The 20,272-nt window shown below is 42.8% G+C and carries 34 protein-coding genes; all 34 read right to left on the bottom strand.

Annotated features, from left to right (window positions below):
* Positions 1-198: 198 nt before the first annotated feature.
* Complete coding sequence (rplQ, locus tag T487_RS0113000) at positions 199-540, bottom strand: 50S ribosomal protein L17 (protein ID WP_031577562.1); 342 nt, start codon at positions 538-540, stop codon at positions 199-201.
* 14 nt (positions 541-554) lie between these two features.
* Entirely contained in the window at positions 555-1,502 is a 948-nt protein-coding gene (locus tag T487_RS0112995) for a DNA-directed RNA polymerase subunit alpha (protein WP_031577560.1), read from the bottom strand.
* Positions 1,503-1,602: 100 nt separating this feature from the next.
* Complete coding sequence (rpsK, locus tag T487_RS0112990) at positions 1,603-2,004, bottom strand: 30S ribosomal protein S11 (RefSeq protein WP_031577559.1); 402 nt, start codon at positions 2,002-2,004, stop codon at positions 1,603-1,605.
* 14 nt (positions 2,005-2,018) lie between these two features.
* The gene (gene rpsM, locus T487_RS0112985) at positions 2,019-2,387 is read right to left on the bottom strand and encodes a 30S ribosomal protein S13 (protein ID WP_031577558.1); all 369 of its coding nucleotides are present in this window, start codon (positions 2,385-2,387) and stop codon (positions 2,019-2,021) included.
* Positions 2,388-2,428: 41 nt separating this feature from the next.
* Positions 2,429-2,542, bottom strand: coding sequence for a 50S ribosomal protein L36 (gene rpmJ / locus T487_RS0112980; RefSeq protein WP_031577557.1), 114 nt, complete (start codon positions 2,540-2,542; stop codon positions 2,429-2,431).
* 18 nt (positions 2,543-2,560) lie between these two features.
* On the bottom strand, positions 2,561-2,779 hold the full coding sequence (infA, locus tag T487_RS0112975; protein ID WP_031577556.1) for a translation initiation factor IF-1: 219 nt from the start codon (positions 2,777-2,779) through the stop codon (positions 2,561-2,563).
* A 7-nt stretch (positions 2,780-2,786) separates the two neighbouring features.
* A complete protein-coding gene (locus tag T487_RS15565) occupies positions 2,787-3,059 on the bottom strand; it encodes a KOW domain-containing RNA-binding protein (protein WP_036909529.1) in 273 nt (90 codons plus the stop codon).
* Between the two features lie 64 nt (positions 3,060-3,123).
* Positions 3,124-3,873, bottom strand: coding sequence for a type I methionyl aminopeptidase (map, locus tag T487_RS0112965; protein WP_031577554.1), 750 nt, complete (start codon positions 3,871-3,873; stop codon positions 3,124-3,126).
* Positions 3,860-4,519, bottom strand: a complete 660-nt coding sequence (locus T487_RS0112960; protein ID WP_031577553.1) for an adenylate kinase — start codon at positions 4,517-4,519, stop codon at positions 3,860-3,862. Before T487_RS0112960 ends, map begins: the two co-directional genes overlap by 14 nt.
* A 23-nt stretch (positions 4,520-4,542) precedes the next feature.
* On the bottom strand, positions 4,543-5,823 hold the full coding sequence (secY, locus tag T487_RS0112955) for a preprotein translocase subunit SecY (RefSeq protein ID WP_031577552.1): 1,281 nt from the start codon (positions 5,821-5,823) through the stop codon (positions 4,543-4,545).
* The gene (rplO, locus tag T487_RS0112950; RefSeq protein WP_031577551.1) at positions 5,823-6,263 is read right to left on the bottom strand and encodes a 50S ribosomal protein L15; all 441 of its coding nucleotides are present in this window, start codon (positions 6,261-6,263) and stop codon (positions 5,823-5,825) included. Before rplO ends, secY begins: the two co-directional genes overlap by 1 nt.
* Before the next feature lie 24 nt (positions 6,264-6,287).
* Positions 6,288-6,467 (bottom strand): 50S ribosomal protein L30, encoded by a 180-nt coding sequence (gene rpmD / locus T487_RS0112945; protein WP_031577550.1) that lies wholly within the window; start codon positions 6,465-6,467, stop codon positions 6,288-6,290.
* A 12-nt stretch (positions 6,468-6,479) separates the two neighbouring features.
* Complete coding sequence (gene rpsE, locus T487_RS0112940) at positions 6,480-6,977, bottom strand: 30S ribosomal protein S5 (RefSeq protein WP_031577549.1); 498 nt, start codon at positions 6,975-6,977, stop codon at positions 6,480-6,482.
* Positions 6,978-6,994: 17 nt separating this feature from the next.
* Positions 6,995-7,354 (bottom strand): 50S ribosomal protein L18, encoded by a 360-nt coding sequence (gene rplR / locus T487_RS0112935; RefSeq protein ID WP_031577548.1) that lies wholly within the window; start codon positions 7,352-7,354, stop codon positions 6,995-6,997.
* Positions 7,355-7,377: 23 nt separating this feature from the next.
* On the bottom strand, positions 7,378-7,917 hold the full coding sequence (rplF, locus tag T487_RS0112930) for a 50S ribosomal protein L6 (protein WP_031577547.1): 540 nt from the start codon (positions 7,915-7,917) through the stop codon (positions 7,378-7,380).
* Between the two features lie 40 nt (positions 7,918-7,957).
* Positions 7,958-8,356 (bottom strand): 30S ribosomal protein S8, encoded by a 399-nt coding sequence (gene rpsH / locus T487_RS0112925; RefSeq protein WP_031577546.1) that lies wholly within the window; start codon positions 8,354-8,356, stop codon positions 7,958-7,960.
* A gap of 29 nt (positions 8,357-8,385) precedes the next feature.
* Positions 8,386-8,571: a type Z 30S ribosomal protein S14 gene (locus tag T487_RS0112920; protein WP_031577544.1), complete on the bottom strand. Its 186-nt coding sequence runs from the start codon at positions 8,569-8,571 to the stop codon at positions 8,386-8,388.
* A gap of 15 nt (positions 8,572-8,586) precedes the next feature.
* Positions 8,587-9,126 (bottom strand): 50S ribosomal protein L5, encoded by a 540-nt coding sequence (gene rplE / locus T487_RS0112915; protein ID WP_031577543.1) that lies wholly within the window; start codon positions 9,124-9,126, stop codon positions 8,587-8,589.
* Between the two features lie 27 nt (positions 9,127-9,153).
* Positions 9,154-9,468: a 50S ribosomal protein L24 gene (gene rplX / locus T487_RS0112910; protein ID WP_031577542.1), complete on the bottom strand. Its 315-nt coding sequence runs from the start codon at positions 9,466-9,468 to the stop codon at positions 9,154-9,156.
* Positions 9,469-9,487: 19 nt separating this feature from the next.
* On the bottom strand, positions 9,488-9,859 hold the full coding sequence (gene rplN / locus T487_RS0112905; RefSeq protein ID WP_031577541.1) for a 50S ribosomal protein L14: 372 nt from the start codon (positions 9,857-9,859) through the stop codon (positions 9,488-9,490).
* Between the two features lie 26 nt (positions 9,860-9,885).
* Entirely contained in the window at positions 9,886-10,140 is a 255-nt protein-coding gene (gene rpsQ / locus T487_RS0112900) for a 30S ribosomal protein S17 (protein ID WP_031577540.1), read from the bottom strand.
* 24 nt (positions 10,141-10,164) lie between these two features.
* Positions 10,165-10,377 carry a 50S ribosomal protein L29 gene (rpmC, locus tag T487_RS0112895; RefSeq protein ID WP_031577539.1) on the bottom strand — a complete coding sequence of 71 codons (213 nt, stop codon included), beginning with the start codon at positions 10,375-10,377 and terminating at the stop codon, positions 10,165-10,167.
* Entirely contained in the window at positions 10,377-10,811 is a 435-nt protein-coding gene (rplP, locus tag T487_RS0112890; protein ID WP_031577538.1) for a 50S ribosomal protein L16, read from the bottom strand. The genes rpmC and rplP overlap by 1 nt, the downstream gene beginning before the upstream one ends.
* 30 nt (positions 10,812-10,841) lie before the next feature.
* Positions 10,842-11,507 carry a 30S ribosomal protein S3 gene (rpsC, locus tag T487_RS0112885; protein ID WP_031577537.1) on the bottom strand — a complete coding sequence of 222 codons (666 nt, stop codon included), beginning with the start codon at positions 11,505-11,507 and terminating at the stop codon, positions 10,842-10,844.
* 19 nt (positions 11,508-11,526) lie between these two features.
* Positions 11,527-11,862 carry a 50S ribosomal protein L22 gene (gene rplV, locus T487_RS0112880; protein WP_031577536.1) on the bottom strand — a complete coding sequence of 112 codons (336 nt, stop codon included), beginning with the start codon at positions 11,860-11,862 and terminating at the stop codon, positions 11,527-11,529.
* Positions 11,863-11,891: 29 nt separating this feature from the next.
* Positions 11,892-12,170: a 30S ribosomal protein S19 gene (rpsS, locus tag T487_RS0112875; RefSeq protein WP_031577535.1), complete on the bottom strand. Its 279-nt coding sequence runs from the start codon at positions 12,168-12,170 to the stop codon at positions 11,892-11,894.
* A gap of 71 nt (positions 12,171-12,241) precedes the next feature.
* On the bottom strand, positions 12,242-13,072 hold the full coding sequence (gene rplB / locus T487_RS0112870; RefSeq protein WP_031577534.1) for a 50S ribosomal protein L2: 831 nt from the start codon (positions 13,070-13,072) through the stop codon (positions 12,242-12,244).
* 58 nt (positions 13,073-13,130) lie between these two features.
* Positions 13,131-13,430, bottom strand: coding sequence for a 50S ribosomal protein L23 (gene rplW / locus T487_RS0112865; protein WP_031577533.1), 300 nt, complete (start codon positions 13,428-13,430; stop codon positions 13,131-13,133).
* Positions 13,430-14,050 (bottom strand): 50S ribosomal protein L4, encoded by a 621-nt coding sequence (gene rplD / locus T487_RS0112860; protein WP_031577532.1) that lies wholly within the window; start codon positions 14,048-14,050, stop codon positions 13,430-13,432. The genes rplW and rplD overlap by 1 nt, the downstream gene beginning before the upstream one ends.
* Positions 14,051-14,075: 25 nt before the next feature.
* Positions 14,076-14,702: a 50S ribosomal protein L3 gene (gene rplC / locus T487_RS0112855; RefSeq protein WP_031577531.1), complete on the bottom strand. Its 627-nt coding sequence runs from the start codon at positions 14,700-14,702 to the stop codon at positions 14,076-14,078.
* A gap of 82 nt (positions 14,703-14,784) precedes the next feature.
* Entirely contained in the window at positions 14,785-15,093 is a 309-nt protein-coding gene (rpsJ, locus tag T487_RS0112850) for a 30S ribosomal protein S10 (RefSeq protein ID WP_031577530.1), read from the bottom strand.
* A 460-nt stretch (positions 15,094-15,553) separates the two neighbouring features.
* Positions 15,554-17,188, bottom strand: a complete 1,635-nt coding sequence (locus T487_RS0112845) for an ABC transporter ATP-binding protein (protein ID WP_031577529.1) — start codon at positions 17,186-17,188, stop codon at positions 15,554-15,556.
* Entirely contained in the window at positions 17,172-18,830 is a 1,659-nt protein-coding gene (locus T487_RS0112840) for an ABC transporter ATP-binding protein (protein ID WP_031577528.1), read from the bottom strand. The genes T487_RS0112845 and T487_RS0112840 overlap by 17 nt, the downstream gene beginning before the upstream one ends.
* Before the next feature lie 231 nt (positions 18,831-19,061).
* Positions 19,062-20,255 (bottom strand): elongation factor Tu, encoded by a 1,194-nt coding sequence (tuf, locus tag T487_RS0112835; RefSeq protein ID WP_031577527.1) that lies wholly within the window; start codon positions 20,253-20,255, stop codon positions 19,062-19,064.
* Positions 20,256-20,272 lie beyond the last annotated feature (17 nt).

The raw sequence follows: 20,272 nt of genomic DNA, 5'->3' as shown, positions 1-20,272 counted from the left end.
TCGATAAGAATTCATAAGTAAAAAAGATCTGACCGTGTTCTTCTGGGCACCTTAAACACTAGAGAAGTCCCATCACACCTCTATACTGTTTACTGTACCATCATAACATTTTTTTATGGAAAAAAGGGACTAAGTTTCCTTAATCCCCTTTTATCATCTTTTAAAGGGAAGCTGAACTTCCTCTTTTATAAATTCTGATTATACAAGCTCCAGAATTGCCTTCTCAGCACCGTCGCCTCTTCTTGGGCCGGTCTTCAGGATTCTTGTGTATCCACCATTTCTTTCAGCATACTTTGGTGCGATGTTGTCGAACAGGTTCTTAACAACCTCTTCTTCATGAACATAAGCGAGAACCTGTCTTCTTGCATGGAGATCTCCTCTCTTTGCAAGGGTAATCATTTTCTCAGCGATGTTCTTTGTTTCCTTCGCTCTGTAGAATGTGGTTTCTATTCTGCCTGTCTTTAAGAAGTTTGTAACAAGACTTCTCAGCATTGCAGTTCTCTGGTCGGTTGGACGACCAAGCTTTCTTAGTGTAGCCATTTAACTTACCTCCTTTACTCGTCAGTGGACTTTAAAGATAAATCCAAGTCCTTTAACTTTCTCTCAACTTCTTCAAGAGATTTCTTTCCTAGATTACGAACCTTCATCATATCATCCATGGTCTTTTCTGTAAGCTCATGAACAGTATTGATGCCTGCTCTCTTTAAGCAGTTATAGGATCTGACGGACAGGTCCAGCTCTTCGATGGTCATCTCCAGAACCTTTTCCTTCTTGTCATCTTCCTTCTCGATCATCACTTCCACGTCATTGGCGTGATTGGTCAGTGTCATGAACAGCTTAAAGTGCTCAATGAGCACTTTTGCAGCAAGGCTGATGGCCTCTTCTGTCAAAATGGTGCCATTGGTCCATATTTCAAGAGTCAACTTGTCATAATCTGTGATCTGACCAACTCTTGTATTATCCACTGTGAAATTGACACGCTTCACAGGGGTATATATTGAATCCATTGGGATGGTAGAAAGTGGCAGGCCTTCTGCCTTGTTTCTCATCTGAGAAACATATCCTCTTCCTCTATCCACATTGATTTCAACATACAGCTTTGCATCCTCTTCCAAGGTCGCGATATAAAGATCTTTGTTGACGATTTCCACGTCTCCATCGGTCTTGATGTCTCCTGCAGTTACTACTCCAGGTCCCTTGGCATCGATATAGATCTTTCTTGGCCCTTCTCCGTTCATCTTGATGAACAGTCCCTTGAGGTTCAGGATGAGTTCTGTGACATCTTCCCGAACACCAGGCACTACGGAGAATTCATGAAGCACGCCGTCAATCTTTACAGATGTTGGCGCAACTCCTGGCAGTGAGGATAAAAGCATTCTTCTCAATGCATTACCTAAAGTAATCCCATAGCCTCTTTCTAATGGTTCTACTACGAACTTACCATAGGTTCCATCTTCGCTTGTTTCTACACACTGAATCTTTGGCTTTTCTATTTCAAACATGAATTTAACCCTCCTAAAGAATATTGGCAACATAATCCTGAGGGCAACTGATTCTTAAGGTCCCAGATCTAACGCCCAGGTAACTTAGGACAAATTGAAACTAAACTCTTCTTCTCTTAGGTGGTCTGCATCCATTGTGTGGAATTGGAGTAACATCCTTGATCAGAGTAATTTCAAGTCCTGCAGCCTGTAGTGAACGGATGGCCGCTTCTCTACCTGAACCAGGTCCCTTTACGTAAACTTCAACACTCTTCAGTCCATGCTCCATAGCTGCTTTAGCTGCAGTTTCTGCTGCCATCTGTGAAGCGTATGGTGTGCTCTTTCTGGAACCCTTGAATCCAAGTGAACCTGAACTAGACCAGGAAAGTGCATTTCCTGCCGCATCCGTGATGGTAATGATGGAGTTATTGAAAGTAGACTGAATATGAGCTTGTCCATGTTCAATGTTCTTTCTTTCTCTTCTTCTTCTTACGACTCTTTTAGTATTCTTAGCTGCTGCCATTATGACTTCCCTCCTTACTTCTTCTTATTTGCGATGGTCTTCTTAGGACCCTTTCTGGTTCTTGCATTTGTCTTGGTCTTTTGTCCTCTTACAGGAAGACCTCTTCTATGTCTGATGCCTCTGTAGCATCCGATTTCAACAAGTCTCTTGATATTAAGAGCTACTTCTCTACGAAGATCTCCTTCAACCTTGATGTTCTTAATGATATATTCTCTGATTGCATTGACGTCTTCTTCGGAAAGATCCTTCACACGGATGTCACCATTGACACCTGTTTCCTTGAGGATGTTTCTTGCAGTGGACAGACCGATGCCATAAATGTATGTAAGACCAACTTCAACTCTTTTCTGCTTTGGTAAGTCTACACCTGAAATTCTTGCCATTAAACTCTACACCTCCTGGTATATTTGAAAATTTACTTTTATTAGCCTTGCTTTTGCTTGTGCTTAGGGTTTTCGCAAATTACCATAACCCTACCGTTTCTCTTGATTACTTTGCACTTTTCGCAAATAGGCTTAACTGATGGTCTAACTTTCATCTCGCTAACCCTCCTTAATTACTTTGCTCTCCAGGTTATACGCCCCTTTGAAAGGTCATATGGACTCATTTCAATGGTCACGCGATCTCCTGGTAGAATTCTGATAAAGTTCATTCTTAACTTTCCTGAGAGATGTGCATTTATGATATGACCACTTTCGAGTTCCACCACAAACTGTGCATTGGGTAGGGATTCTTTCACCACACCCTGCATCTCTATAACATCTTCTTTTGACATAAGGTACTTATACCTCCTTTGCCTCAAGCGCTAAACGCCTGATTATATTTTGCAAGCAAGCTTCATCCTGACGAAGGATTCCTTGTAGAATCTCGTCTTCCGCTTTTGTAATAATACAAAGATGTTTTTTGTTTTTTCTTTTTTGTCTTTTATAATCAAACTTCTTGCCATCCATAAGAAGTACATGGAAACGGTCCAAGATGGAAACCACCACATAGAATTTTCCTTTGTCTCTTCCTTTTTTAGATACAACAATTTGTCCGATCCAATCTTTGTCCAATTACTCCACTCCCGTTCTCGAATGAAAACACTCTTTTCTAGCAGAAACACAGACGCTCCATTTCTTAAACAAGTGTCGTGATCAGCGGTCCCTCTTCTGTAACAATCACGGTATTCTCATACTGTGCAGATAAACTGCCGTCTCTTGTGACAGCGGTCCAGTTGTCTTCCAGCACTTTCACATGATAGAGACCGAGGTTTGCCATAGGCTCTATGGCCAAGGCCATGCCAGCACGAAGTTTAGGTCCCCTATGTGCTGTGCCATAATTGGGGATACTAGGACTTTCATGCAGATCTTTCCCGATGCCATGACCGGTAAAATCTCGAACCACGCTGAGTCCATTGGATTCCAGGTGTTCCTGAACTGCACTGGATATGTCACCGATGCGGTTGTCTACCCGTACCATTTCAAGTCCTTTGAAGAAGCTCTCTTCCGTTACCCGGATGAGTCTGTCTGCTTCCTCACTGACGCGCCCAACCCGGAAGGTTCTAGCCGCATCGCCATGAAATCCATTGATATATGCTCCACAGTCTATGGTGATGATATCGCCTTCCCGAAGAATAATATCCTTGCTGGGAATGCCATGTACCACCACTTCATTGACGGATGCACAGATGGATCCTGGAAATCCGTTGTAATTCTTGAAGGATGGAATTGCTCCACTCTTCATTATAAATTCTTCACAGATTTTGTCCAGTGCCAATGTGGAAATTCCTGGTCTAATAGATTCCTCTACCAGCTTCAAGGTCTCGCCCACAATTCTGCCTGCTTCTTTCATCCGCTCTATTTCCCACTGATTCTTAATGATGATCATTTGCTTCTCCTAAAATTCTGATGATGTCCTCAAAGACCTCATTGATGGCCTTTGTCCCGTCTACTGTTTTCAGCTTACCCTTCTCCGTATAATACGCAATCAAAGGGGCGGTTTGAAAATCATAGATTTCCAGTCTTTCCACAACCGTCTCACGCTTGTCATCTTCACGTTGAATGAGGTGTGAACCACAGTCATCGCAAATACCTCGAAGCATCGGCGGGTTGAATTCCAGATGGTAGGAAGCACCGCAGTTGGGACAAACCCTTCTGCCTGTCATTCTCTGAATGATGAACTCTCTGGGGACTTCGATCTGCAGGGCCACATCAATGGCCACGCTCTGCTCTTTCAGAAGTGCTTCCAGCACTTCTGCCTGATGTATGGTTCTTGGAAAACCGTCCAGCAAGAATCCATTATGGGTGTCATCCTCTTTCAGTCTGTTCTTCACAAGATCAATGGTCACATTGTCCGGTACTAAAAGTCCCTTATCCATATAACTTTTGGCTAAGATCCCAAGCTCAGTTCCGCCCGCAATATTCTTTCTGAAGATATCGCCAGTGGAAATCTGAGGGATATTATACTTGTTGCTGATTGACTGCGCCTGGGTGCCTTTACCGGCTCCAGGAGGTCCCAATAATATGATTCTCAACGGTATCAACTCCAACTAATTTTCTATTTGCTCAGGAATCCTTTGTAGTGTCTCATCACAAGCTGTGATTCGAGCTGTCTCATGGTATCCAGCGCCACACCCGACATAATGAAGATGACGGTTCCTCCGAATGCCAGACCCTTGAACGGGGTATAGCCTTCCAGGAAGATTGGGAACACTGCGATGAGTGCTGCAAATACACCACCGATGAGCGCTACTTTTGTAAGAATTCTTTCCAGGTACTTTGCAGTTGCAACCCCTGGTCTGATACCTGCCACATAACCACCGGACTTGGCCATATTATCAGCCATATCTTCTGGTTTCATGGTAATTTGTGTGTAGAACACTGCAAAGAAAATAACCAGAACGACATATGCTACCATATATCCGAGGGAATTCACTTTGAAAATGCTCCAATTGCTTGTAGTTAGCCATTCCAGCACTTTAGATCCTCTAAAGAACTCTGCCAGTGTTGCAGGGAACTGCATCACAGACATGGCGAAGATGATTGCGATAACGCATGCTGAACTTACGCTGACTGGAATATGTGAAGACTGGCCTTTAATCTGCTTCGTTCCGGAAACTCTACCTGCATACTGGACCGGAATACGTCTTTCTCCTAGGGAGAAAGCCACCGTGCCAACAAAGAGAGCCGCCATTGCAAGAGCAAAGAGTACCAGGCTGACGATATCCACAGCACCACCTGAGTAAAGCACACCTACCTGAGTGGCCATCATGGGGATTCTGGATACGATGTTGATGAAAATGAGAACAGACACGCCGTTCCCCACACCCTTCTCGGTGATCCGGTCTCCAAGCCAAATCAGGAACATTGACGCTGCAAGCAGTGTCATGATGATCAGTACAGTATTAAGGAAGCTGTCCTTCTCCACAGCACCGGCATTGTAAATCAGTACATATGTACCGTACGCCTGAACTGCTCCGATGACGATGGCCAGATACTTGGTATAATTCTGTATCTTTGCTCTTCCTTCCTGTCCTTCTTTAGAAAGCTGTTCCAGCTTGGGGATGATTACGTTCATGAGCTGCATAATAATAGATGCATTGATGTAAGGCGTCACACCCATAGCAAATATGCTAAAGTTTGAAAACGCGCCACCAGAAATCAGATCGTAAAAACCAACAAGTGTCTGGGAATTAGCAAGATCCTTTAGCGCATCCGCATTAATGTTCGGTACTACGATAAAGTTTCCGAGTCTGAATATGAAAACTATAAATACTGTAAACAGTATTCTTTTTCTTAGGTCTGGCAGTTTCCATGCATTCTTCAGCGTCTGTAACATTAAATCACCTCAACTTTTCCTCCAGCAGCTTCTATCTTCTCCTGTGCTGATTTTGAGAATCTACTTACTTTAACGGTTAAGGACTTGGTCAGTTCACCATTACCAAGGATCTTCACGCCATCCAAAGTCTTGGATACAACGCCTCTTTCCTTTAGTAGTGCCTCAGTTACTTCTGTGCCATTTTCGAAGATGTTCAGTCTTTCAACATTCACCTCTACGATCTGCTTCGCGAAGATATTGGTAAAACCTCTCTTAGGAAGTCTTCTGTACAGTGGCATCTGTCCACCTTCAAAACCTGGCTTTACGCCACCGCCTGAACGGGATTTCTGACCCTTCTGTCCTTTACCGGAAGTCTTACCCAGACCTGAACCAGTACCTCTACCTACTCTCTTTTGAGCTTTTCTTGAGCCTTCAACGGGCTTTAACTCATGAAGTTTCATATCTATTTACACCTCCTCTTACTTTTACGCTTCTTCTACCTGTAGAAGATATTCGATCTTTTTGATCATACCTCTAACTTGAGGAGTATCATTATGTTCGATTGACTTGCCAATCTTTGAAAGTCCAAGTGCCTTGGCGGTACCGATATGGTCCTTCTTTCTTCCAATTAGGCTCTTTTTCAGTGTTACCTTAATCTTAGACAAGTATAACCCCTCCTATCCTATAATTTCTTCAACAGTCTTGCCTCTTAGTGCTGCAATTGTTTCAGCTGATCTAAGACTTGCAAGTCCATTAATGGTAGCTTTTACCATGTTGCTTGGGTTGTTTGAGCCAAGAGACTTCGCTCTTACATCCTTGAAGCCCGCAAGCTCAAGAACTACTCTGGCAGGACCACCTGCAATGATTCCAGTACCTTCAGCGGCAGGCATAATAACTACCTTACCAGTACCGAAAATTCCATTGATCTGGTGTGGAACAGTGGTTCCATCAATTGTTACTGAAACAAGGTTCTTCTTTGCGTCTTCAACGCCTTTTCTGATTGCTTCAGGAATTTCGATGGACTTACCCATACCGACTCCAACGTGGCCATTTTCATCTCCTACAACTACTAGAGCTGCGAATCTGAAGTTTCTACCACCCTTAACAACTTTAGTTACTCTACCTATGTGTACAACTTTTTCTTTTAGGTCTAGTGTGCTAGGATCAATTCTCACTTCTTTCTTCCTCCTTCTTAGAATTCTAGTCCAGCTTCTCTAGCTGCTTGGGCAAGGGCTTCAATTCTTCCGTGGTAAATAAATCCACCTCTGTCAAATACGACAGTCTTAATTCCCTTATCCAGTGCTTTCTTCGCAACTAAAACTCCAACTTTAGCAGCTGCGTCCTTATTGCTACCTGCTCCATCGAAATCTTTTTCTACTGATGAGGCAGAAACAAGAGTCACTCCATTCACATCATCGATGATCTGAGCATAAATATTCTTTTCACTTCTGTACACAGAAAGTCTTGGTCTTTCTGCTGTACCGCTGACCTTCTTACGAACCCTAGCGTGACGTCTAACTCTAGTCGCCCTTTTATCTTCTTTGTTGAACATTCAGGTTCACTCCTTTCTTATTTCTACTTACCAGTCTTACCAACCTTACGTCTGATTACTTCGCCTTCGAACTTAATACCCTTGCCCTTATATGGCTCTGGCTTTCTCCAAGCTCTGATATCAGCAGATACGTCACCTACAAGTTCCTTATCAATTCCCTTGACGATGAGCTTAGTTGGGCTTACGATTTCAAATTCAATTCCATCAATGGCTTCGAATTCTACTGGATGGGAGAAACCAAGGTTCATTACCAGTTTCTTTCCCTGGAGCTGTGCTCTGTAACCAACACCAACAAGTTCCAGTGTTTTCTTGTATCCTTCAGATACTCCAACTACCATATTGTTCACAAGAGCTCTTACAAGTCCGTGAAGTGCTCTGTTTTCTTTATCATCGTTGGGTCTAGTTACAACAACCTGACCGTCTTCAACGCTAATAGTGATATTCTTGTGCATAGCTTTTTCCAGTGTGCCCATAGGTCCTTTTACTGTTACAACATTTTCAGGTGAAACATTAAAGGTTACTCCGGCAGGAATTGCTATTGGCATTCTACCAATTCTTGACATTCATCTAACCTCCTGTTAATTAAGATCGTAATCTTATTGACTACCAGATGTAGCAGATTACTTCTCCACCTAGTCCAAGCTTTCTTGCTTCTCTATCAGGTAATACCCCTTGTGATGTTGAAATAACAGCAACACCCAGTCCGTTTAGAACCTTTGGAACTTCGTCCGCTTTACAGTATACTCTTAGGCCTGGCTTGGAAATTCTCTTTAAACCAGTGATAACTCTTTCTTTGTTGCTACCATACTTCAGGGCAATTCTCATCATAGGCACAACACCGTCGTTGTACTCTTCGATTCCCTTTACGTATCCTTCGTTCAGTAATATATTTGCAACCGCCTTCTTAACATTAGAAGAGGGTACTTCTACAACTTCATGTCTAGCAGAATTCGCATTTCTAACTCTAGTTAGAAGGTCTGCTATAGGATCAGTCATAACCATTTATTTGCCTCCTTTCACTATTTAAAGTATTACCAGCTTGCCTTCTTGACACCAGGAATTTCTCCCTTGTATGCAAGTTCTCTGAAACAAATTCTGCAGATACCATACTTACTTAAAACAGCATGAGGTCTTCCGCAAAGGTTGCATCTTGTGTAAGCCTGTGTTGGATACTTTGGTGTTTTCTTCCATTTTTCTATAATTGCCTTACGAGCCACGTTATTCCCTCCTTATTATTGAGCAAATGGCATTCCGAGGAATCTTAACAGTTCCCTGGCTTCTTCATCTGTCTTCGCTGTAGTGACGAATACAATGTCCATTCCTCTGATTGCGTCAATCTTATCATACTCAATTTCAGGGAATATCAGCTGTTCTTTGATTCCTAAAGAGTAGTTACCTCTTCCATCAAAGGACTTGTCAGATACGCCTCTAAAGTCTCTTACACGTGGAAGAGCGATATTGATCAGCTTGTCAGCAAACTGGAACATCTGGGCCTTTCTTAAAGTAACCTTGCATCCGATTGGCATATCTTCTCTCAGCTTGAAGTTCGCAACGGACTTCTTTGCCTTAGTGATAATTGGCTTCTGTCCTGCAATGATTGTAAGATCTGACACAGCAGATTCTAGAATCTTTGCGTTTTCCTTTGCCTTACCAACACCCATGTTGATAACAATCTTTTCGAGCTTTGGTACTTCCATAATATTCTTATATCCGAACTTTTCCATCATCTTTGGGATGACCTGTTCATTATAAACTTCTTGTAATCTTGGCATCTTCAGTGGTCCTCCTTTCAAAATTTACTAAAGTACGGTGCCGCACTTCTTGCAGACTCTAACTTTGCTTCCATCTTCTGTGATCTTCTTGGAAACTCTTGTAACAGCCTTGCATTTTTCGCAGTAGAGCATTACCTTAGCACTGAATATTGGGGCTTCTGTTTCAATAATTCCGCCGTTCATATTCGCTCTGCTTGGCTTCTTGTGCTTCTTGACCATGTTTACGTCACGAACAAGCACTTTGCCAGTCTTTGGTAATACCGCGATGACTTCGGAAACCTTTCCTTTGTCCTTCCCGGAAACTACCATAACTTTATCGTTCTTTTTAACATGTACCTTCATCTCTTAGCCACCTCTCCTTCTAAAGAACTTCAGGTGCTAGAGAAAGTATTTTAGAGAAGGTTTCCTTGTCTCTAAGTTCTCTTGCAACTGGCCCGAAAATACGGGTACCTTTTGGGTTCTTGTCGTCCTTAATGATTACTGCTGCGTTTTCATCAAATCGGATGTATGTTCCATCAGGTCTCTTGGTTTCCTTGACAGTTCTTACAACTACCGCCTTAACCACTTCACCTTTTTTAACAACTCCGCCTGGTGTTGCACTCTTAACGCTAGCAACGATTATATCTCCTACTCTGGCATATCTTCTTCTTGTTCCGCCGAGTACCTTTATACACATGATTACCTTAGCTCCAGAATTATCTGCAACTTTTAGCAATGTCTGCTGTTGAATCATGATTTACCTCCTTTCAGCTATATATGCTACTTAGCCTTTTCAACGATCTCCACAAGTCTCCATCTCTTATCCTTAGAGATAGGTCTTGTTTCCATGATCATTACTGTGTCATTGATCTGCGCTTCGTTGTTTTCATCGTGCGCTTTATACTTCATTGTTCTGTTCATTGTCTTACCATAGAGCGGATGTCTAACCTTAGTCTTTACCGCAACAACGATGGTCTTATCCATCTTGTCGGATACAACTACGCCTACTCTGGTTTTTCTGTTATTTCTCTCCATAAGTTAATGACCTCCTTTCACAGATTAATTGCTGACAGCCTTAATCTCTTCTTCTCTAATGATGGTTTTAATCTGAGCAATGGACTTTCTAACTTCTTTAATTCTCATGGGATTTTCAAGCTGACCAGTGGCTAACTGGAATCTCAGATTGAAAAGTTCTTCCTTAAGATCATGAAGCTTTGCTGAAAGATCTTGGGAGCTTGCGGCTCTTAAATTCTTTAACTCTTTCGCCTTCATTATTCTTCACCACCCATTTCTTCAAAATCTCTTCTTGTGACGAACTTTGTGGATATAGGAAGCTTGTGCTGAGCTAGTCTCATCGCTTCTCTTGCCTTTTCTTCGTCAACTCCTGAAAGCTCAAACAGAACTCTTCCAGGCTTCACTACTGCCACCCAGTACTCAACGTTACCCTTACCGGATCCCATTCTTACTTCAGCTGGCTTCTGAGTGATTGGCTTATCTGGGAAAACCTTGATCCAAAGCTTTCCTCCTCTTCTGATGTATCTATTGATTGCAATTCTGGCAGATTCGATCTGATTGGATGTAAGCCATCCGCACTCAGTTGCCTGAATTCCAAAATCTCCATAGGCAAGGAAATTACCTCTAGTAGCTTTTCCCCTCATTCTGCCCTTCTGCACCTTACGACGCTTTACTCTCTTAGGCATTAACATGTCGAATTCCTCCTTTCTTCGTCTATTGGATTAAGCGTTAGTCGCTTCCTTGTTCTTCTTAACAGGAAGTATTTCGCCTTTATAGACCCAAACCTTTACTCCGATTTTTCCATAAGTGGTGTTCGCTTCAGCGAAACCATACTGGATATCTGCTCTTAGTGTCTGCAGTGGAATGGTTCCTTCACGGTAAAATTCGCTTCTAGCGATTTCAGCTCCGCCAAGTCTTCCACCACACATGGTCTTTACACCCTTAACGCCAGTTGTTCTCATGGCTCTCTGGATGGTCTGCTTCATAGCTCTTCTGAAGGAGATTCTCTTCTCAAGCTGCTGTGCAATGCTTTCAGCCATCAGCTGTGCATCTCCATCAACATACTTTACTTCAACAATGTTCAGTAAAAGAGTCTTACCGCTTACAAGAGGCAGCATTTCTTTCTTCAGGGCTTCAATTCCTGCTCCACCTCTACCGATGACTACACCAGGCTTTGCAGTATGGATATTAACTTTAACTCTCTTTGCTGCTCTTTCGATTACGATCTCGGAAATTCCAGCATTAAAAAGCTTCTTCTTGATGAATTCTCTAATTTTCTGGTCTTCAACAATATTGGCAGCAAATGTCTTCTTGTCTGCATACCACTTTGCGTTCCAGTCCTTGATAACACCGACTCTAAGGCCGTGTGGATTTACTTTCTGTCCCACTATTCAAATACCTCCTTTTCTAAGCTCTTTCTTTTACCACTACAGTGATGTGTGTGGTTCTCTTCATGATGCTGAATGCTCTACCCTGTGCATGAGGCTGGTATCTCTTAAGAACCGGTCCTGGTCCACAGTAAGCTTCAGATACATAAAGGGAATCTCTGTTGAGTTCCAGGTTGTTTTCTGCATTCGCAACAGCGGACTTCAACACTTTATTGATAACAACAGCTGCATCCTTGTGTGTATACTCAAGAATTGCCATTGCTTCTTCTACATTCTTGTTTCTAATAAGGTCCAGAACGATTCTCACCTTCAATGGTGACATTCTAACATACTTATTAATAGCTCTAGCTTCCATTAATGATCCTCCTTTCGATTACGATAAAACTATCTCATCTTTGACTTCTTTTCGCTCACATGACCTCTGTAAGTTCTTGTAAGAGCGAACTCACCAAGCTTGTGGCCAACCATATCTTCAGAGATATAGACTGGAACATGCTTTCTTCCGTCATGAACTGCGATGGTATGCCCAATCATTTCTGGAAAAATTGTTGAGCTTCTTGACCAAGTCTTGACAACTTTCTTGTCCTTAGCCTTGTTCATTTCGATTATCTTCTTCATAAGACCTTCGTGCACGAAAGGCCCTTTTTTTACTGATCTACTCACGTTTAATTTTCCTCCCTTCGGAAATTATAAGGTTGTAGAAGAAACTCTTCCTAAAAGGAAGAGGCTTCTTCCTACTTTGTTCTTCCCTTGATGATAAGTCTGTCTGAATACTTCTTGGTCTTTCTTGTCTTGTAACCAAGTGCAGGCTTACCCCATGGTGTAACTGGTGCTGGTCTACCGATTGGTGTTTTACCTTCACCACCACCGTGTGGATGGTCTACTGGGTTCATGACAGAACCTCTGACTGTAGGTCTGATACCCATATGTCTCTTTCTACCAGCCTTACCAATCTTGATGATTTCGTGTGTCTGGTTGGAAACAGTACCGATGGTTGCTCTACATTCGATTCTGACATATCTCATTTCCCCTGATGGGAGTCTCAGTGTAGCGTAGTTTCCTTCCTTCGCCATAAGCTGAGCGGAAGTACCAGCGGATCTTACCATCTGTCCACCCTTACCAGCTGCAAGCTCGATGTTGTGGATGAAGGTACCTACTGGGATGTTCTGCATTGGAAGAGCATTTCCTGGCTTGATGTCCGCATTTGGACCGGAAACCAGAACGTCTCCAACCTTGATGCCTATTGGAGCAAGAATGTATCTCTTTTCTCCATCTGCATATACTACTAGGGCAATGAATGCGGATCTGTTTGGATCGTATTCGATTGTTGCCACTCTAGCAGGGATATTATCTTTATTTCTCTTAAAGTCGATGATTCTGTACTTTCTCTTCGCACCGCCACCACGATGTCTTACAGTAATCTTACCTTGGGCATTTCTTCCCGCGGTTCTGTTCTTCGCAACAAGAAGTGACTTCTCTGGCTTGTCTGTGGTGATTTCCACGAAAGCATTTACGGTCATATGTCTTCTTGAAGGGGTAGTTGGCTTATAACTCTTAATAGCCATAATTACGTTCCTCCTTAATTCTCTTATCTGGTTTAAGAAACCAATAGTTTGACCAGTCTTAGTTCATGTTGTCGAAGAACTCGATGGTCTTGCTGTCTGCCTTCAAGGTTACGATCGCTTTCTTTGTGTCAGCTCTCTTACCTACGTGCACACCCATTCTCTTGTATTTTCCAAGAGAATTCATGGTCTTTACATCTTCAACCTGAACGCCGAAGACTTCTTCTACAGCTTTCTTGATTTCAACCTTGTTTGCACTTGGATGTACCAAGAATGTGTACTTTCTGTCTGCCATGGCATCCATGGATTTTTCTGTGATAACAGGCTTTCTGATGATATCATATGCTGTTAACTTTTTCATTATGCGTACACCTCCTCAAGCCTAGATACTGCATCCTTTGTGATGATCAGGTTGTCATATTTCAGCAGGTCGTATACGTTGATATTGTTCACAGGGATTACCTGGATACCTTCAACATTTCTACCCGACTTGTAGACATTTGCATTGGACTCAGCTGTAACGATGAGTGCCTTCTTTACATCGAAAGCTTTCAGCATGGTTACGATGGCCTTGGTCTTTGGTGCATCCATCTCCAGGCTTTCAAGAACGATCATTTCATTTTCAAGAACCTTAGCGGTCAGAGCAGACTTCATAGCCACTCTTCTCATGCTCTTAGGAAGTGAAACTCTGTATTCTCTTGGCTTTGGCGCAAATACGATACCTCCGCCAGCCCATTGTGGAGATCTGATGGACCCCTGTCTTGCTCTACCAGTACCCTTCTGTCTCCATGGCTTGATTCCACCACCTCTGACTTCAGCTCTGGTCTTTGCAGACTGTGTACCCTGTCTCTTGTTTGCAAGCTGTGCAACAACTACCTGGTGCAGTACTGCCTTATTAACTTCAACGTTGAATACGCTCTCGTTCAGAGTTACGTCTCCAACTTTCTTTCCTTCAATATTGAATAATCCTACTGTAGGCATTTTGTATCCTCCTTTCAATTAAGATTTATGCCTTGACTGAATTTCTAATTACAACCACACTCTTGTTTGGTCCTGGGATTCCACCCTTAATTAGAATTACATTCTTTTCTGGCATTACTTTGACGATTTCAAGATTCAGTACGGTTGTGTTTACATGACCCATTCTTCCAGGCATCTTCTTGTTCTTGAATGTTCTGGATGGTGAGGATGATGCACCCATGGAACCTACTGCTCTATGGAACTTGGAACCGTGTGTTTCTGGTCCTCTGCTGAAGTTCCACTTCTTGATTACACCAGCAAATCCTTTACCCTTTGAAAGACCGGAAACGTCAACCTTTTCTCCAGCTTCAAATATATCCACCTTGATTTCGGTACCTACTTCCAGGTTTCCTCCTTCAAGTTTGAACTCCTTAAGAAGTCTCTTCACGCCAACGCCAGCCTTCTTGAACTGACCTTGTCTTGGCTTATTTACTAGATTTTCTCTGATTTCGCCATAACCAACCTGAATTGCATCATAGCCTTCTTTTTCAGTTGTCTTCACTTGAACCACAACGTTAGGTGCAGCTTCAACAACAGTTACAGGAACGATTTTCCCGTTTTCGTCAAAAATCTGGGTCATACCAATCTTGGTACCCATAATTGCTTTTTTCATTTTCTTACCTCCAAACTTATTAGCGGATCGCACAGTTTCCCATGCGGTCATAACAGTTCATAGAGTGAACTATAAACTATTCTTACAGCTTAATTTCGATATCAACGCCAGCTGGTAGATCCAGTCGCATCAGTGCATCCACAGTCTTAGGTGATGGATTCACGATGTCGATCAGTCTCTTGTGAGTTCTAACCTCAAACTGTTCTCTTGAATCCTTGTACTTGTGCACTGCTCTAAGAACTGTGATGATTTCCTTCTCAGTAGGTAGTGGAACTGGTCCTACAACCTTTGCTCCTGAGGACTTTGCAGTCTCAACAATTCTTTCAGCGGATGCATCCAGCACGCTGTGATCAAAAGCCTTTAGTCTGATTCTGATCTTCTGTTTTGCCATTTTGTTACCTCCTTTTTCTTTGTACGCTATACTTCTTTCGCACAACAGCGGATATCGTAAACTGCACCGGGTGTTTCATACATTGAGTCCGCACCAGAATACAGCCAGGATACCCTCGCCGGGTTCGTGACCTGACTTGCTCATCAAGAATTACCTGTTAAGTCCAGCAACCTCTTGAATCTTCGCTGTTTGCTGTAACTATAACATTATACAATATTATAGCGATCGTTTCAATAAAAAATTCACTCACCGGCAAAGATTCATGAATCTTTCACTGAACATCCTTCTTATTATACTTAGTTTCACCTTCTAGAGCAATAATTTTATAAAAGTATTTTTTATACTAGTGATTATTATAATTTACGCAAAAACAGCCGGAATTCACCGACTGTTTGTTAATATTTTCCTGTTTCTATTATACATCCTAATGAAAAAACGCTTTCACCTTGCGCTGGATTCATTAAACTCCACGGATGGGTACCCGTTCAATCCTCTTCCGGTCCACATACAGCATCTCATCATAAGCGTTTTTATTCTCCGGAATCAGAATATGGCTGACATTCACCACAGTGAGTTCAGGCAGATCCAGAATGGTTCTCTCAATGGCACGGGCGGTCTCATAATCGAGACTCTGGAACGCTTCATCCAGAATAAGGATCTCCGATTCATTAAGCAGAGCTCTCGCAATCGCAATTCTTGACCGCTCCCCACCCGAGATGTTTCTTCCGTTGTCCTCAATGACCGTTTCCAGTCCTTGGGGCAGATTCTCCACAAAACTTGTAAGGCCAGCACGTCGGATCGCTTCATTCAGCTTTTCTTCCTTTGTATCCTTCAGCAGTGTCAGATTGTTCCGCAGCGTATCATCAAACATGAAGACATTCTGCTCCACATTGGAAAGATGCCTGAAATAACTTTCCTTCGTAATCTGATTCAGCGGTTTCCCATCTACATAAATACCGCCCGTCTGAGGATGGAAATATTTGCGTAACAGCTTTAGAAAAGTGGACTTCCCTCCACCACTCGGACCTACTATGAGGTACTTGCCATTCTTCTTTAATGAAAGCGTCAGGTCTTCCAGCACTTTATTCTCACCATAAGAGAAAGCGACTCCCTCAAACGAGATCTCTTCTTGAAATCTCTGAAGCTCTTCTGTTTCGTTCAGAACTTCCTGATTGATCAAAGACTCATCCAGCACTTTAAAAAGTGCTTTTGTACTGATTATTTTAGGAAGAAGCTCACTGGCTCTTTGGAAAGGCCCAATGAGCGAAGAGAAATTATTAAGAATGAGAATGACACCACCGAATGTGATTTTTCCAAGCACCGCGTAGTATACAGAGATGACCATGACAAAAAGCACCACGAAGTTGATCATGAAATTCTGCACCGCATAGATATAGGTGGACTTCTTTTCAATCTCAAAACTTTTCTCCTGAAGCTTTTCACTTCGGCCCGAAAACTGTGTTTCCACACGAGGATATAGACTGTTCACTCGGATGATCCGAAAAGCAGAGAGCACTTCCTGCAGATAATGCGTGTACTTATCATAAAGTCCGCTTCGCTCCGCATAGAGCTTTTGGATGGGTTTGGAGAGTACGTTGGAGAGCACTCCCACAAGACCTCCCACCACAAGCACAATGACCAGCAGCTCCATACTCACTCCACCAATGATCACAATGGTAATCACAAAGGAAATCACAGACAGAGCCAATTCAAAAATCCCATCAATATAATCCAGATCCACTGTATTGAGGTCGCTCATCATATGAGATACGTATTTCGCATTGCTGTCCTTATTGAACTCATTGATGTTTTTTTGAAAGATTTTTTCCAAGTAATACATTTTCAGATGCACATTGGTCTTTTTTCTATAATACCCCTTCACAAAAGAAAGCAGCGTCTCCAGAAGAAACAGCACAAAGGCGAATACAACCATCCGAAGTGCGATATCCTGAAATCCAGGCATTCCAGGACGAAGAGAGGTATCCACCAGGTCTCTTGTCAGAAGCGTCATGTATCCGCTGACCCCTTTTGCGATGGCCCCCACAAGAAGGGTTCCCATTAAGAGTGCCATGGTTCTGTTATATATCCTCTTCAATAACCTGCACCTCCTTCAGATAATCTTGCATCTTTTTTAGATGAAGTCCGCCATTTTTGATTTCAATCACCGCATCATATTTTTCAGTGATTCCCTCATAGAAGCGATGAGAAATAGCTATGACAGTGGTCTCCAGAGACAAGATGGTCTCCTCCACCAGTCTTCCCAAGGATTCATCCAGTGATGAAGTGACCTCATCCGCAAAAAGAATCTGAGGATTTCTGATGATGGCCCGGGCGATGGAAATTCTCTGACGCTCACCTCCCGAAAGGTTCTTTCCATTTTCTTCTACAGCTTCTTCAAGCCCTTTTTCCTTTTTCTCAAGAAGCGGCAGCAGACCCGCTCCCTCTACAGCCTTCTCAATGTCCTTCTCTTCATATGTCTTATACAGGCAGATGTTGTTCCGGATGCTGTCTTCAAAAAGGAAAACGTCCTGGTAGATGAAACTCACATGCTGATTGAAGCTGTCTTCCGAAATCTCCCGAAGATCCCTTCCATCGATGAGTATCTCCCCCTCATAATCCTCATAAACTTTGGACAGAAGCTGAATGAAGGTGGACTTTCCAGCACCACTGGCACCTTTGAGAAGATACTTCTTCCCTTTCTCCAGAACCACATTGCCTTTGGTGATGATTCTTCGGTCTCCATAGGAAAACGTCAGATCTTTCACTTCTATAGTCTTCTTGAAGTCGTAGGGTTTCTGTTCCAAATTTCTATCTCCCTCTTCTTCTTTCCTGAGGATATTTTCAATGATGGTGGCATTGGATTTCAGCACATTGAAAAGCGGCATGATTTCCGTAATAGGCCAGATGGTGGAGCTGGCCATGGAAATGACAAACATCACCCTAGTCAGGTCATAACCAGGCTCCAGATCGCTGATGATGTAGTAAAGAATCAGAATCGTCGTGATAAATCCCAGGAAATTCGAAAAACGGCCCTGCCAAAAGGTAAAGATGTTGACACTGGCCTTTCTCGTCTCCAGCTTCTCCGTTTCTCTTTTGGACCCCAGAAGAAACCGTTCTTCAATCCGGTTCAGTTTCAGGATCTCCAGTCCAGAAAAGGTATTTGCAATATTCACTGTAAACCGCTCTCCGCTTCTCTGCACATCTTCCTGCATACGGATGGTCTTCTTTTGAAAAGCACGGTTGATGAGAAAAATCAGGAAAGAGACTCCAACCATAATCAGTGCCAGATCCCATTCCAGATAAAAGAGAATCAAAAGACTGGCAAGGTAAATCTCTGCGCCGAAGATGAGATTTAAAAGCGCATGAAAGTATTTTCCCTCAAAAGTATTGATGTCATTCACGAGATTTGAGATATACTCATTCTTCAGTTTTTTATTAAAGGAACGGGTAGTTTTTGTCATGATGTTCTCAAAGGCTCTTCTTCTGATTCTCAATGTAGTATCTCTCATGTAGCCAATTCTGAGAAGCCTTGAGAAAATGAAAACCACACCTGCGTAAATAAATGCAAGAAATCCAAATATCCCGTACTTGATAAGATCCGAAAGATCCCCCGTCTGGACCACTCCAGCAATCTTGGCAATGGCATAATTCGTCAGTAAAAACTCAGACAGCAAAATAAAACACCCAATCAGATACCTTATAAAACCCTTTTTATCTTCAAGGAGCAGCTCAGTCATCGATGTATCCCCCCGTTCATTCTTTTCATTCTTTTATTACTATAGCATAACATTGTTACGCTGTAAACCCCAGCATTCTGATTGTTAGGAATTTGTAATTTGCTATGTAAACCAGCATCTGTAGCGTATATTCTATTTTTTTCTTCTTTCACATTGTTTTATAATAAGCGTAACAACCCTCATAAAACAAAAAAATAACCGGAGAGATTTCTCTCTCCGGTTAAAATTCAATTATTCGTTGATGGTAGTAACAACGCCTGAACCTACAGTTCTTCCACCCTCACGGATAGCGAATCTCAGTCCTTCGTCCATAGCGATTGGGGTGATCAGCTCAACATTCATGTCGATATGGTCCCCAGGCATTACCATTTCCATTCCTTCTGGAAGCTTGATGTTTCCAGTTACGTCAGTAGTTCTGAAATAGAACTGTGGTCTGTATCCGTCGAAGAATGGGGTGTGTCTTCCGCCTTCTTCCTTCTTCAGTACGTATACCTGTCCTACGAACTTGGTGTGTGGCTTTACTGATCCTGGCTTAGCAAGAACCTGGCCTCTTTCGATTTCAGATCTCTGGATACCTCTAAGAAGTGCTCCGATGTTGTCTCCAGCTTCAGCAGAATCCAGAAGCTTTCTGAACATTTCTACTCCTGTACATACTACCTTTCTGCTGTCTTCTCTCAGTCCTACCAGCTCAACTTCGTCTCCAACCTTCAGGATACCCTTTTCTACTCTACCAGTAGCTACGGTTCCTCTACCTGTGATGGTGAATACATCTTCTACAGGCATCAGGAATGGCTTGTCGGTCTGTCTTTCTGGTGTTGGGATGTAGCTGTCTACTGCTGCCATCAGGTCCAGAATTGGCTTGGTCTTCACTTCGTCTGTTGGGTTCTCAAGAGCTTCCAGTGCAGATCCTGCGATTACTGGTGTGTCATCTCCTGGGAAATCATACTCGGAAAGCAGTTCTCTTACTTCCATTTCTACCAGTTCAAGCAGTTCTGGATCGTCTACCATATCTGCCTTGTTCAGGAATACTACGATGTAGTTAACTCCTACTCTGGATGCCAGAAGGATATGCTCTCTGGTCTGTGGCATTGGGCCGTCAGCTGCAGATACAACAAGGATTGCTCCGTCCATCTGTGCTGCTCCGGTGATCATGTTCTTTACATAGTCAGCATGTCCAGGACAGTCTACGTGTGCGTAGTGTCTGTTGTCTGTCTCGTACTCTACATGAGAAGTGTTGATGGTGATTCCTCTTTCCTTCTCTTCTGGAGCCTTGTCGATCTGGTCATACTTGGTTGCCTGTGCAAATCCCTTCTGGGACAGTACAGTTGTGATTGCCGCAGTAAGTGTGGTCTTACCATGGTCTACGTGACCGATGGTTCCGATATTTACGTGTGGCTTGCTTCTCTCAAATTTTGCTTTTGCCATGTTTCTTTCCTCCTTAA

The sequence above is a fragment of the Proteiniclasticum ruminis DSM 24773 genome (assembly GCF_000701905.1).
Taxonomy (GTDB): Bacteria; Bacillota; Clostridia; order Clostridiales; family Clostridiaceae; genus Proteiniclasticum; species Proteiniclasticum ruminis.
Note: the sequence above shows the minus strand (reverse complement) of the source record. Positions and strands in the feature narration are given on the sequence as shown.